The following is a 14,928-nucleotide window of genomic DNA, read 5'->3' as shown; positions in this document are numbered from 1 at the left end:
CCTAGCCGAAGTGCTTCGGCAGGGTCGCCTCATGGGCTTCGCGGAGTTCGTCCAGCGTGGCGCTGAACTGGCCCTGCAGATCCAGGGCCCCGGACGCCCCGTCCACGACACCGATGCGCGAGACCGGGAAGCGGCGGGCGGTGCACATGTCGTTGAAGCGCACCTCCTCACTGCGCGGGACGGCCACGATGGCCCGGCCCTGCGTCTCGGAGAACAGCAGCGTGAACAGGTCCACGCCGTCGCGCTGGGCCACCTCGTCAAGGGCCACCCGGGCACCGGTGTTGAAGCGCAGCGAGGACTCCACCAGGGCGGCGGCCAGGCCACCCTCGGAGAGGTCGTGCGCGGCGTCGATCATCCCGTCGCGGGAGGCGTTGATGAGGATCTCGCCCAACTCGCGCTCACGCTTGAGGTCCACCTTGGGGGCCATGCCGCCCAGGTGGCCGCGCAGGTTGGCCCACTCGGAACCGTCAAGCTCCGCGGCCGTGGTGCCCAGCAGGTAGATGGCCTGGCCGTCCTCCAGCCAGCCCGAGGGCGTGCGGCGGGCGACGTCGTCGAACCGGCCCAGGACCGCCACCACGGGGGTGGGGTGGATGGGGGTGGTGCCCGTCTGGTTGTACAGCGAGACGTTGCCGCCGGTGACCGGGATGCCCAGTTCCATGCAGGCGTCGGAGAGGCCGCGGATGGACTCGGCCAGCTGCCACATGACGTCCGGGTCCTCGGGGGAGCCGAAGTTCAGGCAGTCGCTGACGGCCATCGGGACGGCCCCGGAGGTGGCCACGTTGCGGTAGGACTCGGCCAGGGCCAGCTGCGCGCCGTGGTACGGGTCCAGGAAGGTGTAGCGGCCGTTGGCGTCGGTGGAGATCGCCACACCCATGCCGGTTTCCTCATCCACCCGGATCACGCCGGAATCATCCGGGAAGGCCAGGGAGGTGTTGCCGCCCACGTACCGGTCGAACTGGTTGGTCACCCAGTCCTTGGAGCACATGTTCGGCGAGGCGATCAGCTCCAGCACGGCGGCCTTGAGCGCCGCGGCGCCGGCGGGGCGCCCGGCGTCCTGGACCGAGCCGGTGAACACGTCGGCCTGGAGCGCATCCTGCCAGGCGGGGCGGGCGTACGGGCGGTCGTAGACCGGGCCGTCGTGGGCCACGGTGCGCGGGTCGACGTCGACAATGACCTCGCCGTCCCACGTGATGATGAGCCGGCCGGTGTCGGTGACCTCGCCCAGCCAGGAGTACTCCACGGCCCACTTGTCCATGGCGGCCTCAAAGGCGGCCACGTTCCCCGGGGCGACCACGGCCATCATGCGTTCCTGTGACTCGGACATCAGGATCTCGCCGGGGGTCAGGGTGGGGTCGCGCAGCAGGACGGAGGTCAGCTCGACCTCCATGCCGCCGTCGCCGTTGGAGGCCAATTCACTCGTGGCGCAGGAGATGCCCGCGGCGCCCAGGTCCTGGATGCCCTCCACGAGGGAACCCTTGAACAGCTCCAGGCAGCACTCGATCAGCACCTTCTCGGCGAACGGGTCGCCCACCTGAACGGCGGGGCGCTTGGACGGCTTGGTGTCGTCGAAGGACTCCGAGGCCAGCACGGAGGCACCGCCAATGCCGTCGCCGCCGGTGCGCGCGCCAAAGAGCACCACCTTGTTGCCCTTGCCCGACGCGTTGGCCAGGCGGATGTCCTCGTGGCGCATGACGCCCACGGCCAGGGCGTTGACCAGCGGATTGCCCTGGTAGATGGAGTCGAAGACCACCTCCCCGCCAATGTTCGGCAGGCCCAGGGAGTTGCCGTAGCCGCCGATGCCGGCCACCACCCCGTGCATGACGCGGGCCGTGTCCGGGTGGTCGATGGCGCCAAAGCGCAGCGGGTCCATGACGGCCACCGGGCGGGCGCCCATGGAGATGATGTCCCGGACTATGCCGCCGATGCCGGTGGCGGCACCCTGGTAGGGCTCCACGAACGACGGCGAGTTGTGGCTTTCGATCTTGAACGTCACCGCCCAGCCGTCCCCCAGGTTGGTGACGCCGGCGTTCTCGCCGATGCCCACCAGCATGTCCTTCTTCATCTCCGCGGTGACCTTGTCCCCGAACTGGCGCAGGTGGTTCTTGGAGGACTTGTAGGAGCAGTGCTCGCTCCACATGACGGAGTACATGGCGAGCTCGGCGCCGGTGGGGCGCCGGCCCAGGACCTTCACCACGTCGTCGAACTCGTTTTGCTTCAGGCCCAGCTCGGCCCAGGGCAGCTCGACGTCGGGGGTGGCCGCGGCGTTTTCCACGGTGTCGATGTTGAACTTTTTCGCCGATGCGGTGGGCAGCGGGGTCTCGGACATTTATTTGCCTCCCAGAAGCGTGTTCAGGACGGAGCTAAAGAATCCCAGTCCGTCGGTGCTGTACGTTCCCGACGCGGACAAGGGGCCGTAGCCGGCCTCGACGGCGTGCTCGGGGTGCGGCATGAGGCCCACCACGTTTCCGGCGGCGTTGGTGATGCCGGCGATGTCGCGGCGTGAACCGTTCGGGTTCCCCCCGACGTAGCGGAAGGCCACGCGGCCCTCGGCCTCCAGGGCATCGAGGGTCAGCTCGTCGGCAATGTACTGCCCGTCCTGGTTTTTCAGGRGGACGGTGATTTCCGTCCCGGGTGCGTAGGCGTTGGTCCAGGCGGTGGCGGTGTTTTCCACGCGCAGCACCTGGTCGCGGCACAGGAACTTCAGGTGGTCGTTCTTGATCATGGAGCCGGGCAGCAGGTGTGCCTCGGTGAGGATCTGGAAGCCGTTGCAAATGCCCAGCACGGGCAGTTTTGCCGCGGAGTTGGCGGCGTCCACGATCTTGCCCATGAGCGGGGCGAACCGGGCCAGGGCCCCGGCGCGCAGGTAGTCGCCGTAGGAGAACCCGCCCGGGATGATGACGGCGTCAACGTCGGCCAGGGTGGCGTCGCCGTGCCAGAGCTCGACGGCGGTGGCACCGGAGAGGCGTACGGCGCGGGCGGCGTCGCGGTCATCCAGCGTGCCGGGGAACGTCACGACGCCGATGCGGGCGCTGGCAAGCCTGGTGTCGGGCGCCGCGGTGTGCACCGCGCCGATCAGGGGAGTCTCGGTCATGGCTAGTCCGCCACAACTTCGACGTTGACGACGTCTTCGATGACCGGGTTGGAGAGCATGGTCTCGGCGGCCGTGCGGGCCTGGGCCAGGATTTCCTCGGTCACCTCCCCGTCGACCATCAGTTCAAAGCGCTTGCCCTGGCGGACGGCGGAGAAGGCGGTGAAACCAAGGCGCGGCAGCGCACCAACAATGGCTTTCCCTTGCGGGTCAAGGATCTCGGGCTTAAGCATGACGTCGACAACGATCCGGGGCATCCGTAGGACTCCTGTTTTAAAAGGGGGTGGCCGCGGGTGCCGTCTCACGCCGTCTCGGGTGTTCCTGGGGTGGGGACCTGGGAACGGGGAAAGTAGCGCTCCGCGAGCTTGCCTCACCATTCTACCGGTTCCCGGGGCGGGCTTTCCCCGTCCGGGCGGCGCCCCGGGCGGCCCGCCGCGCCACGGATCGAAAAAGGCCGGCGTAATGCATGACGGGGCTTAGCCGTGTGACGGGCAACACGGTATGTTTGTAGAACATCCCATGTCGGAGGTCTTGAAGATGGCGGCCCCCGGCGGGATGAAACGGCAATGATCGGGGCCCCGTGCGGCCCCAAGAAAGGACCACATGAAATCCATTGACACAGCCCTGCGCTGGCGAAGGGCCGGAGGCGCCGCCCTGGCCGGGGCGTTGACGGTGGGGCTGCTCGCCTCGATGACGGGACCGGCCGTGGCGCAGGACGCCGCCGCGGCCCCGGAATCCGGGCCGGCCCAGGCCGCGAGCTACACGGAACAGGTGCTGGCCCGCAACGGCGACAACGCGATCGACCCCGTACTGGGCCGCTACTACCGCATTCCCGCCTTGGCCGATCTCGGCGAGGGCGTGCTGCTGGCCTCCTATGACGGCCGACCGGACGGCGCGGACGCGCCGTCGGCGAACTCCATCCTTCAGCGCCGGAGCACCGACGGCGGGAAGACCTGGGGTGCGCCAACGTACATAGCCCGCGGCCAGGTCGGCGGGAACGGCCAGCTCAAGTACGGGTTCAGCGATCCCAGCTATGTGGTGGACCGGGAAACCGGCGCCATCTTCAATTTCCACGTGTATTCCAAGGACGTCAGCTTCCAGGGCAGCGCCTTCGGCAACGACGACGCCGACCGGCAGATCACCAGCGCCCAGGTCTCGGTCTCCACGGACAAGGGCGTCACCTGGTCCAGCGACCCGGCGAACATGCCCGTCCTCCCGCCGTCCGGCTACGACGCCGGATCCGGGTACGCCGGATTTGCCGGCCCGCTCATCACCGACGTCGTCAAGCCCGAAGGTGAAACCGTGGGATCCATCCCCAACGTCGGCGGCGTGGCCGGCGTCTTTGCCGCCTCCGGGGAGGGCATCCAATTGCGCTACGGCGCCCACAAGGGCCGCTTGATCCAGCAGTTCACCGGGAAGGTCAAGCAGGCCGACGGCAGCACCGCCTACCAGGCCTACAGCGTGTTTTCGGATGACCATGGCAAAACCTGGCAGCGCGGCGCGTTCACCGGCACCGGCATGGATGAGAACAAGACCGTGGAACTCTCCAACGGCGACGTCATGCTCAACTCCCGCACCAGCAGCGGCGAGCGGGCCCGCAAGGTTGCCATCTCCCAGGACGGCGGCGCCAGCTACGGTCCCGTCACGGTGAACACCGCACTGGTTGACCCGGTCAACAACGCCGCCATCACGCGCATGTACCCCGATGCGGCGCAGGGCTCGGCAGCGGCCAAGATGCTGCTGTTCTCCAACGCCAACAGCAACGCCGGCCGCGTCAACGGAACCATTCGCTATTCGTGTGACGACGGCGCCTCCTGGAGCCCCGGCAAGCAGTTCAAGGCCGGTGCCATGAGCTATTCCACGGTGAGCGCGCTCACTGACGGCACGTTCGGCGTCTTTTACGAGGGCGAGAACAACACCATGACTTTCGGGAAATTCAACGCCGAATGGCTGGGCGTGTATTGCGGCGCCCGCGTGGCGGCCGCACCCGTCACCGGCGCCAACGGCACCACCGTCCCGGCCCGGGTCACCGTCACCAACACCGGCGCGTCGGCCCTGGAAAACGCCTCCGTCACCTTCTCGGCGAAGACCGGCTGGACGTTCGGGGCGGCTCCGGTCCCCGAAATCGCTCCCGGCTCCTCCACCACGGTTGAGGTCCCCGTCATCATCCCGGCCTTCGCCAAGGCCGGGGCGGTGGACGTCACGGCCGTGCTGACCGTGGACAAGAACTCCGTACTCGCCGGCACCACGGTCACCATCACGGGCGGCGCCACGGAGAATATCGTAGGCCTGGAGATCCTGGGCTCCCGCACGGACTCCGACCGCGACCTGGCCACCGACCCGTACGCCGCCGGCGAGGCCGTCCCGTACCAGTTCGCGGTCAACAGCCTGGGCAACATCGCCTCCAACGCGCTCCCGGTCAGCGGCAACTTCGCCCCGCTCGTCCCGGCGGGACCGGGGAACTGCCGCTACAACAACCTGCCCGTGTGGTCTGGTTACGTGTGCTCGACGCCGCGGCACGCCGTCACGGCGCAGGAGCTGGCCAGCGGCTACTTTGTCCCGCTGACCACGTGGGAGGTCACCGGCACAGGCGCCCCCGCGCAGGCCTACACCATCACCGGTGACGAGGTGGACCTGCTGGTGCGCAAGCCCGCCCTGGCCGGCGCGGCCACCGTGACGTGGAACGACGTCGACGGTAACGCACTGGCCGGCCCGGGCGACACCGTCACCACCACGGTCACCGTCACCAACGCCGGCAACGTGACGTTGACGGACGTGGCGGCGGCCGGCGTCGGCTCCCCGGCGGCAAGCCTGGCAGCGGGGGAGACCACCGCGTTCACCACCACCCGGAACGCGACCGCGGCCGAACTGTCCGCCGGCCAAGTGCGGGCGAGCGGCGTCACGGCAACCGGGCACAACGGAACCAAGGCCGCCGTCGTCGAGCTGAGTGCCGCGGCGCTTGAGCTGCCGGTGGTCACGGCGAAGCCCACGGGCGAGCCGTCCGTGGACGGGGCGAGGGTAAAAGGCCAGCCGCCGGTCGATTTGAAACTGGGCTCCGGCAAGTACAGCGTTGGTGACACCGTCACGGTGGGCAACGCCCCGGCCAATCAGTGGGCGTACGTCTACCTGGCCAAGCACGGACAGCGGATCGGCTGGTACCTGGCGGACGCGAACGGAACCATCACGTTCACGCTCCCGCGCGGCACCAAGAACGGGAAGGACACGCTGGTGCTCCTGGACCGGGACGGCACCCAGCTCTCCTTCGGCGCCCTGCATGTGACACCCCGGGCCTAGGAAACACTTCCGCCGGGCGCCGAATCCGGCCCGGGTCTTGCGTCAGTGTCCACGCTGCGCAAAACTCGCCGCGAGTCGTGCGCCCGGCGAAAGTGCCAGGCAGCTAGAGCGCGTCAAGCGCCGCGCGCAGCCGCTCCCGCAACACGGCGGCCTCCTCGCTGAATCCGCGCTGGTGGGCCACGTAGTCGGCCTTCCCGGCGGCTGTCTCGATGGGGATCGGCGGATAGCCCCACGCGGCGAGGTCGTACGGGGAGGCCTGCATGTCCATGGCCCGGATCCGCCACGAGAGCTCAAATGCGGCCATGACGAGCTCCGAGGGCAGGGCGGGGGAGAGCTTGTACGCCCATTTGTACAGGTCCATGTTGGCGTGCAGGCAGCCGGGCTGCTCCAGGTCCCGCTGGTTCTCGCGCGTGGGCGTGAACTCGTTGAGCCCGCTGGCCTGCGGCGTGTAGAAACGGTAGGCGTCAAAGTGGGTGCAGCGAATCTTGTTCTCCTCCACCACGCGGTCGGTTCCCTCCGGTCCCAGCCGCAGCCCAAGGTACTCGTGCCGGACCAGGTTGGCCTCCTGCCGGTAGACCATGGCCCACTCGTGCAGCCCAAAACAACCGAACCGTCCGTCCCGGGCCGCCGTCCGGCCCAGGATGATGCGCGCAAAGTCCACGGCCTCCGCCCGCTGGGCCAGGAATTCCGCCGCGTCCACGACGACGGCGGCCCCCGCCCCCGGCGCCCCGCTCGCCGCACGCTCGGCGGCCGTCGCGGCACGGTAAAACTTCCAGCCCAGACGCCCGGCGGCGGCCTCCCCGTGCAGGACCACGCCCGCGCCCGGGTGCCAGCGCCGCAGCTGGCCGGGCTTTTGCGTGTAGTAGGTAAAGAGGAAGTCCTCCACCGGGTGCTTTTGGCCGGCCGCGCGGCGGGCAAGATAGGGATCGGCGTACCGGGCCACCCGCTGCTGGTGGGCGGACTCGCGCGCCTGCCACGCTTCCGCCTCAAGCCATTGCAGGGAAGGGGAGGTCATGGTCTCAATTATCCGCACAACATTATCCTCACAACGCAGTCGGCACGTCATCGGCGTGCGCAGCGGCCTCGATCAACTCCATCATGGACCGGTGGAGGGCGGCGGCCGACTTCCGGTCCAGTCCGAGCCGACGCCTCATGGTGCCGGGGACCTCCAGGGCCTGCTCCCGCAAGGCGGCGCCCGCCGGCGTCAGGTCGACGGCCAGGGCACGTTCGTCGGCGGTGGACCGCCGGCGGCTGACATAGCCAAGTGCCTCGAGGCGCTTGAGCAGCGGGGACAAGGTGGCCGATTCCAGCAGCAGGGCCGCACCGAGCTCCTTCACTGTGCGCGGGGCCCCTTCCCAAAGCGCCAGCATCACCAGGTACTGGGGGTGCGTGAGCCGCAGCGCCGCCAGGACGGGCTTGTACGCGGCGATGACGCTGCGCGAGGCAACACTGAGGCCGAAGCAGAGCTGGCGCTCAAGCAGGAGATCATTTTCCGGGGCAGGCAACAGGGACGTCCTTTGGGGCAGTTGGAGGCGACACCAAATTGGTTAGTGCACTAACCAACAGGGTACTATGGCTGGCATTGCCATTCATCCACTGCAAGGGAAGCCAGATGTCCGACGAGCGATTTGTCCACAGGCTCATGCGTTTCACCGGCCGGTTGCGCGCCATCTTCGGCCCAGCCCAGAGCAGCCCCCTGGACCATGAGATGACCCCGGAAAACAAGGACCTGCTCTCCCGCCAGGAGGCGGCCACCGAGCAATGGGTCTCGGTGAGCCGAGCCGACGGCAGCACGTACCTGGTGCCCCGGGACCCCACCGACCAGTCGCTGCGCTGACCGGGGCGCCCCTGCACTCCAGTGCCTTTGCGCCCCATCCGGCGTAGCATTAAGAGAGGTGCATCACAGGACTTCTAGGGTGGAGAGGAGGTGCTGATGATGACGAAGGACGAAAAATTTGTGGACAAATTCATGCGCGCGACGGACAAGTTCCAAAAAGTCTTCGGTCCGGCGGAGCAGGGCGACATGGATGCCCCGGTGGTACACCGTCACGACGAATTTGAGGACGAAAGCGACCTTGAACTGTCCCAGGTCGAGCAGCGAACGGACTCCGAAGGCCATCACTACGCGGTCCGGAAGTCGGATGAGGACGAGGCAGAGGCATAATTGCGCCCCTTCGGGCTAGTATGGGAAGACACAGGGGGTGTGTTGTTTTAACGGCTCAGCGTCGAAACAACGCACCCCCTGCTGTATGCCTAAAAGGATGCACGCCCAAAAGGATGCACGCCCAAAGGGCGCCGTCAGCGGCCGGTGCCGCCGTACACGGTGGCCTCGTCGTCGCCGTCGAGCCCAAATGCCTTGTGCACGGCCCGGACGGCGGTATCGAGCAGGTCCGCGCGGGTGACCACGGAAATGCGGATCTCGGAGGTCGAGATCAGGTCGATGTTCACGCCGGCGTCGGAGAGGGCCTTGAAGAAGCTGTACGAAACGCCCGGATTGGAGCGCATGCCGGCGCCGATGAGGGAGAGTTTGCCGATCTTGTCGTCGTAGATCAAGTCCTCGAAGCCCACGGCGTCCTGCTGGGCGCGCAGGGCGGCCAGCGCCTCCTCCCCCTCCACCATCGGCAGGGTGAAGGAAATGTCCGTCTTGCCGGAGCCGTGGGTGGAGATGTTTTGCACGATCATGTCGATGTTGGAGTGGGCGCCGGCGATGATGCCAAAGATCATGGCGGCCTTGCCCGGGATGTCCGGCACACCCACAACGGTGACTTTGCCTTCGGACCGGTCGTGGGCCACGCCGGAGATGATTGGCTGCTCCAAGGCAACTCCCTCTGTGAACTTGATTTTGTCGTCGGGGCTGGGCAGCACCCAGGTTCCTTCATGGTCGCTGAACGAGGACCGCACGTGGATGGGCAGCCCGAAGCGGCGGGCGTACTCCACGCAGCGAAGGTGCAGGATCTTGGCACCGGAGGCCGCCATCTCCAGCATTTCCTCACTGGAAATCTTGTCGATCTTCTGCGCGCTGGACACCACGCGCGGGTCGGCCGTGTAGACGCCGTCAACGTCTGTGTAAATCTCGCAAACGTCCGCGTTCAGGGCCGCCGCCAGCGCCACGGCCGTCGTGTCGGAGCCGCCCCGGCCCATGGTGGTGATCTCATGGGTGGTCCGGCTCATGCCCTGGAAGCCGGCCACGATCGCGACCTTGCCCTTGTCCAGGCAGGTGCGCACGCGGTGCGGGTCCACGTCGATGATGCGGGCCTTGCCGTGGATGCCGTCGGTGATCATGCCGGCCTGGCTGCCCGTGAACGACTGCGCCACGCCGCCGTGGGCGCTGATCGCCATCGCCAGCAGGGCCATGGAGATGCGCTCGCCGGCGGTCATGAGCATGTCCAGCTCGCGGGCCGGCGGGTGCTCGGCCACCTGGGCGGCCAGGTCCAGGAGTTCGTCCGTCGTGTCGCCCATGGCGGAAACCACCACCACCACCTCGTGGCCGGCCGACTGGGTCTCCACCACGCGCCGGGCGACACGGAGGATCCCCGTGGCGTCGGACACGGACGATCCGCCATATTTTTGAACGATCAAGCTCATGGGTGCACACTCATCGGCTAACCTAACGCAACATCTTGATGATTTCGGTGATTCCTTTGCTGCCGCTCGCGCCCGCACGCGTCAGCGCGAACGGCCTTTGCGGCATCTTCAGCGCGGCAGGCAGTCGTGCCAAGTTTAGCCCCGGGCCGTCCCCAAGATGGAATTGGGGTGTCCACATGACGGACAGGTGCCGGCATCTCGGACCCCCGGGGCCGCCGTGTTCAAAGATGCGACGGCGGGATGATGCCCTCCGCGGCCGGCCCACCTTAGGATGGGGCAAAGGCCGCCTCCGCGGCTCCGGTGCGGGAGGGACGCATGGCAAAGGAAGCAGTGCAGCACGGCGAGGCGGTGTTCCGGGGGCTGTCGGCGTCGGGCCTCTCGCGCCGCTTTGGCCCGGTCACGGCCGTTGTCAACATGGACCTGCAGGCCCCGGCCGGTGAAGTCACGGCGCTGATCGGGCCCAACGGCGCCGGCAAGACCACCCTGTTGCTGATGCTGGCCTCGCTGCTGGCCCCGGATGCCGGCACGGTAAGCGTCATGGGCATCGACCCGACGCGGGACCCGGTCGCGGCCCGGGCCAGGATTGGCTGGATGCCGGACACCCTGGGCGTGTGGGAGTCGCTCACCGCCCGCGAGATTCTCACCGTGATGGGCAGGTTTTACCGCCTCCCGGCCAAGGACATTCCCGGCCGGGTGGCCGAACTCCTGGCCCTGGTGAACCTCGTCGAGCTGGCCGACCAGCAGGCCCGGGTGCTCTCCCGCGGCCAGCAGCAGCGGCTCAGCCTTGCCCGCGCCCTGATCCACAACCCGGACGTGCTGCTCCTGGATGAGCCGGCGTCCGGGCTGGACCCGGGATCCCGGGTGTCCCTGCGCGGCATCCTGCGAGGGCTCGCGGCGGAGGGCAAGGCCGTCGTCGTCTCCTCCCACGTCCTGGCGGAACTGGATGAGATCGCCGACCGGGCCGTGTTTGTCAGCGCCGGGCGCTCGGTGCTGGCGCAAACCGTGGGGCAGGCCGCATCGCAGGGCCGGCGATATTCCATCGCCGGGCTGGATCCGGCGGCGCTGGCGGCGGAGTTGGGCCGGCAGGGCGTGCCGTTTGCGGCGGGCACCGGGCGGCGGGACTCGGTGCAGGTGCTGCTGGGCACGGAGGCCGATGCGGCCCGGCTGCTGGCCGGGCTCGTGCGGGCGGGGGTCGCCGTCACGTCGTTTGCCCCCGCGGCGGGTGCCCTGGAGGAAACATACATGAGCATGGAGGTGGAGCAGCGATGAGCACCATCACGGACGGGTCCCCCGCAGCGCCCGGCCAGCCGCAACCGCGCGCGGACCGCTTCGGGGCGTACTGGGCCGGCGTCGGCGCCGTGCTGGGCATGGAGCTGCGCCAGCGGCTGCGCTCCCGCGGCTGGTACATCATGCTGGTCATCTGGTTTGTGGTCATTGGCGCCGTGACGGCGTTGACCTGGTTCAGCTGGGACATCCAGCGGGGCCATCAGGACAACCCCGGCTTCGTGGCGCCGGACTCCGGCTCGCTGATCTTTGAAATTGTCCTGGCCTTTGTGCTCCTCTTTGCCTTGCTGGTGGCACCGGCGTTTTCCGCCAATGCCGTCAACGGCGACCGGGCCGGGGGCACGCTGGCCATCTTGCAGGTGACGCTGCTGCGGCCGGGGCAGATCCTGTGGGGAAAGTTCCTGGCGTCGTGGGTGGCCGGCCTGGCGTTCCTGGTGGCCAGTGTCCCGTTCCTGGTGTTTGCCATTCTCCAGGGTGGGTTGGGCGCCGGCCACATCCTGGTCGCCCTGCTGATGCTTGCCGTGGAAATAGCGCTCGTGTGCGCCCTGGGGGTTGGGATTTCCGCGCTGGCCAACCGGCCCCTGTTCTCCATCGTCGTTACTTACCTGGTGGTCTCCGCCCTGCTCGCCGGAACGGTCATCGCCTTTGGGCTTGGCATGCTGGTCAGCGACGGCACCGTGCGGGCCAACCAGATCTATTACAAGAATTCCGGCGTGTACTACCCGAACGGTGAGACACCGCCCGCCATGCCGGCCCCGCCGGGGAACATCACCGATCAAAACGACGAGTATGCCTGCTACGGCCCGCTGGTGGAACAGCCGGCCCAGCGGTCCGACCGGGTCGCCTGGATGCTGGCCATGAACCCGTATGTGGTGGTGGCCGACGCCATCCCGTACCCGGACCGAACCGGGAACGTCAGCTACTCCACGGGGGCGCTCGAATCGATCAGTCAGGGCGCGCGTTTTGCCCAGGCCGGGCCGGACGCAACGTACCAGTGCGCCAACGGGCGGGTGACGGCGTCGTACCTGGGGCAAACCACGCCGCTTTGGCCGCTAGGGCTCGGGCTGCAGCTGCTGGTGACCGCCGGGATCGTGGCCCTGGGCCGGCGGGCATTGCGGACCCCGGCCGGAAAGCTGCCGAAGGGGACCCGCGTCGCCTAACGGCACACGAGGTTTGGCGCCGCCGCGGGTGCCGTGAGAGGCGGCTTACGTCAGGGCGTTGCGCCGGCCCTCGAAGGCGCGGCCGAGCGTGATCTCGTCCGCGTATTCCAGGTCCCCTCCCACGGGCAGTCCGGAGGCCAGACGGGTGACGGCGATGCCCAGGGTTTTCAGCATCCGTGACAGGTAGGTGGCCGTGGCCTCGCCCTCCAGGTTGGGGTCGGTGGCGATGATGATTTCCTGGATTTGGCTGTCGTTGAGCCGGGTGAGGAGTTCACGGATGCGCAGCTGCTCGGGACCGATCCCGGCGATCGGGTTGATGGCGCCGCCGAGCACGTGGTAGCGGCCCCTGAACGCGCGCGTGCGTTCGACCGCCAGGACGTCCTTGGACTCCTCCACCACGCAAATCACGCTCGGATCGCGCCGCGGGTCGCGGCAGATGTTGCACGTTTCGGCCTCGGTGACATTGCCGCACACGGTGCAGAATTTCACCCGCTCCTTCACGGTGATAATGGCCCGGACCAGTCGTTGCATGTCCTCGGTGTCCGCCTCCAGGATGTGAAACGCCAGCCGCTGCGCCGATTTGGGGCCGATGCCCGGCAGGCGCCCCAGCTCATCAATGAGCTCCTGAACTGCTCCCTCGTACACAATGGCTCTTTCCTGGTGGTCAAAATATGGGGGGCGATCCGGCTGTGGGGCCGCATCGCATGCGGGCGGTTGCCGGTCAGAGCGGCCGTTCCTCGATCAGCGCTCCGCCAAGGATACGCTCCACGGCGGCCTGTCCCACCACACCGGACTCCTCAAGGGTGACATCATCCGGGCTGGGGACGTCGTCGGCGTACTGCGTTTCGAGCGCCCGGGCCGGCGCCTGCGCGCGACCGGCCTGCGCCTCGGCACTGTTGGCGAGCCGCTGGTACATGCTGATCTTTTCGCCCGGGACCGGCGGCGCCTGTTTCCGGGACGACGCCGCCCGCGCGGACACGTCCGGTGCCCCGCCGCGCGGGCTCTGGTCGGAACCGGGCGTGCCCGCCGTTCCCCGGCCCGGCCCGGTCCGGGCGGAGTCGGTCTGGGCGGGATCGGCGTTGGCGGGGCCGGCTGGAACGGGGTCCGTCTGGGCGCGGTCGGGTTGGGCGGGGTCGGGTTGGGCCCACTCCGGCACACTTGACGGTGCCCCCCATCCCGGGTCCGCAACCGTGGATCGTACGTCCGCGCCGAGCGACACGCCCCAATCCTGCGGGGCATTCCCGGTCCGAATCCGATGGTGGGCAGGGTCGGCCGGCTCGGCGGCCCCCACGGGTTCCGGGGCGGGTTTGGAATCCGGCATGTCCCAGCCGGACGTCCACGCCGAAATGGGTGAAACCTTGGGCCGGTGCGGCACGGGCTCCGGCCCGGCCGTGCGCCCGTTCGACATGGCCGTGGGCCCGTTCGGCATGGCCGCCGCCTGGTTATTGGGCAGGCTTTCGGGCAGGCTTGCGGGCAGGTTTTCGGGCATGGCGCCGCCAACCTGCCGCCCCCCATCCGGAGGCGAGCCGGCTGGACGCTCGCCGGCCGTGCCCATGTCCTCGCCGCTTGGGGTTGCGGCCGTTGGCGCCGGGCTGGGCCAGACGGAGTCCATGGGAGCCCCGTCGTCATTCGGGGGTTCGGTGGGCCACGGCGGCTCGTCCGGAAGGGGATCGGGCCAACCGGCAGTCGCGACCGGTGCAAGGCCACTTTGCGCACCACCCGCCGCGGCCGGAACAAGCGTCAGCGGACCGGGCGCCTGCGCCGCGGGTAGCCCGGTTCGCGGTCCGGCGGACGGGGCGGAGTCAGTGGGAACTTTTGGGTTTGGCTCAGAGCTCTTTCCGGGCGCGGGCCCGTCCCCGGTCACGGTGACGATCTGGCACGTGATGCCCAAGGTGGTGTGAATTGCCTGCCGCAAGTTATCGCTGTGCCCACCCGCCGTGAACGTTTCGATCAGGCCCGATGAGGGCAACGCCAGGCGCAGGGTCTGGCCGTCAAAGGCCTGCGGGACGGCGTTGGCCTTGACCAGCAGGAACGACACCTTGCGGATGCTGCTCAGGCTGTCCAGGATCTCGGGCCAGGCACGGCGGATGACTTCCACGCTGCTGGGCCCGGGGGCGCCGGCCGGGACCGGCTGTTGGGCGGGCGGTGCCTGTGCCGGGGGACCCTGGTGTCCGGGGGCGGCGGGGTTGGCGCCCCGGCCGGGCTCGGTGGCTGCCGGGGAGTGGTCCGGTGCCGGCGCCCAGGGATCCTGGCGCAGCGGCTGGGCAGGCGTGGCCTGGCGGCCATCCCCAGCGGCCTGGCGTCCGTCCCCGGTGGCGTGCGGCGGGGAGACGTGATCGTTGGAGGGCCGGCCGTGATCCTGCGTGGCCGGTTGGGGCGCGGCGTTCGTCTTGTGGCGGCTGGCCACCGCCTCCCCGGCGGCCTCCTTGGCCCGGGCGAGCTGGGCGCGCACGGCAGCCAGTCCGCCGCCCGCCGCTTGCGCCGGGGCCGGCGTCGTACCGGGGGCGGCCCCGCCGG

12 protein-coding genes and 1 pseudogene are annotated in these 14,928 nt (G+C 68.8%); 5 read left to right on the top strand and 8 right to left on the bottom strand.

Translation table 11 applies throughout. From position 1 onward, the window contains the following. Position 1: 1 nt before the first annotated feature. Genes purL through purS form a run of 3 tightly spaced genes read right to left on the bottom strand, consistent with a single transcriptional unit; the run spans position 2 to position 3,345 of the window. Positions 2 to 2,326 (bottom strand): phosphoribosylformylglycinamidine synthase subunit PurL, encoded by a 2,325-nt coding sequence (purL, locus tag AB4Y80_RS04905; protein ID WP_442212238.1) that lies wholly within the window; start codon positions 2,324 to 2,326, stop codon positions 2 to 4. After that, complete coding sequence (gene purQ, locus AB4Y80_RS04900) at positions 2,327 to 3,091, bottom strand: phosphoribosylformylglycinamidine synthase subunit PurQ (protein ID WP_442212236.1); 765 nt, start codon at positions 3,089 to 3,091, stop codon at positions 2,327 to 2,329. A gap of 2 nt (positions 3,092 to 3,093) precedes the next feature. Next, complete coding sequence (gene purS, locus AB4Y80_RS04895; protein ID WP_442212234.1) at positions 3,094 to 3,345, bottom strand: phosphoribosylformylglycinamidine synthase subunit PurS; 252 nt, start codon at positions 3,343 to 3,345, stop codon at positions 3,094 to 3,096. A gap of 346 nt (positions 3,346 to 3,691) precedes the next feature. Between purS and AB4Y80_RS04890 the strand changes: the two genes are divergently transcribed. Then, on the top strand, positions 3,692 to 6,382 hold the full coding sequence (locus AB4Y80_RS04890) for an exo-alpha-sialidase (RefSeq protein ID WP_442212232.1): 2,691 nt from the start codon (positions 3,692 to 3,694) through the stop codon (positions 6,380 to 6,382). Positions 6,383 to 6,485: 103 nt separating this feature from the next. On the opposite strand, the gene AB4Y80_RS04885 is transcribed toward AB4Y80_RS04890, so the two are convergent. Continuing rightward, the gene (locus AB4Y80_RS04885; protein WP_442212230.1) at positions 6,486 to 7,397 is read right to left on the bottom strand and encodes a 3-methyladenine DNA glycosylase; all 912 of its coding nucleotides are present in this window, start codon (positions 7,395 to 7,397) and stop codon (positions 6,486 to 6,488) included. A 28-nt stretch (positions 7,398 to 7,425) separates the two neighbouring features. Beyond that, the gene (locus AB4Y80_RS04880; RefSeq protein WP_442212228.1) at positions 7,426 to 7,887 is read right to left on the bottom strand and encodes a MarR family winged helix-turn-helix transcriptional regulator; all 462 of its coding nucleotides are present in this window, start codon (positions 7,885 to 7,887) and stop codon (positions 7,426 to 7,428) included. Between the two features lie 107 nt (positions 7,888 to 7,994). Here AB4Y80_RS04880 and AB4Y80_RS04875 point away from each other — a divergent pair, with 107 nt between their 5' ends. Together AB4Y80_RS04875 and AB4Y80_RS04870 are read left to right on the top strand one after the other, a co-directional pair. Continuing rightward, complete coding sequence (locus AB4Y80_RS04875) at positions 7,995 to 8,219, top strand: hypothetical protein (protein ID WP_442212226.1); 225 nt, start codon at positions 7,995 to 7,997, stop codon at positions 8,217 to 8,219. Positions 8,220 to 8,318: 99 nt separating this feature from the next. After that, on the top strand, positions 8,319 to 8,546 hold the full coding sequence (locus tag AB4Y80_RS04870; protein WP_442212224.1) for a hypothetical protein: 228 nt from the start codon (positions 8,319 to 8,321) through the stop codon (positions 8,544 to 8,546). 134 nt (positions 8,547 to 8,680) lie between these two features. Here the strand turns inward: AB4Y80_RS04870 and AB4Y80_RS04865 are convergent, their stop codons facing one another. After that, complete coding sequence (locus AB4Y80_RS04865) at positions 8,681 to 9,967, bottom strand: aspartate kinase (protein WP_442212223.1); 1,287 nt, start codon at positions 9,965 to 9,967, stop codon at positions 8,681 to 8,683. Positions 9,968 to 10,282: 315 nt separating this feature from the next. On the opposite strand from AB4Y80_RS04865, the gene AB4Y80_RS04860 reads away from it, so the two are divergent. Then, positions 10,283 to 11,236 carry an ABC transporter ATP-binding protein gene (locus AB4Y80_RS04860; protein ID WP_442212221.1) on the top strand — a complete coding sequence of 318 codons (954 nt, stop codon included), beginning with the start codon at positions 10,283 to 10,285 and terminating at the stop codon, positions 11,234 to 11,236. Continuing rightward, positions 11,233 to 12,411: an ABC transporter permease gene (locus AB4Y80_RS04855; protein ID WP_442212219.1), complete on the top strand. Its 1,179-nt coding sequence runs from the start codon at positions 11,233 to 11,235 to the stop codon at positions 12,409 to 12,411. The genes AB4Y80_RS04860 and AB4Y80_RS04855 overlap by 4 nt, the downstream gene beginning before the upstream one ends. Positions 12,412 to 12,456: 45 nt before the next feature. Here the strand turns inward: AB4Y80_RS04855 and recR are convergent, their stop codons facing one another. After that, the gene (gene recR / locus AB4Y80_RS04850; protein ID WP_442212218.1) at positions 12,457 to 13,056 is read right to left on the bottom strand and encodes a recombination mediator RecR; all 600 of its coding nucleotides are present in this window, start codon (positions 13,054 to 13,056) and stop codon (positions 12,457 to 12,459) included. 76 nt (positions 13,057 to 13,132) lie between these two features. Continuing rightward, positions 13,133 to 14,928 (bottom strand): annotated as a pseudogene (locus tag AB4Y80_RS04845) (hypothetical protein); the annotation flags it as partial.

Origin of the sequence: Specibacter sp. RAF43 (genome assembly GCF_052114065.1) — a bacterium.
Lineage (GTDB): Bacteria > Actinomycetota > Actinomycetes > Actinomycetales > Micrococcaceae > Specibacter.
The sequence above is the reverse complement of the archived record's forward strand: the minus strand, read 5'-3'. Positions and strand labels throughout refer to the sequence as shown.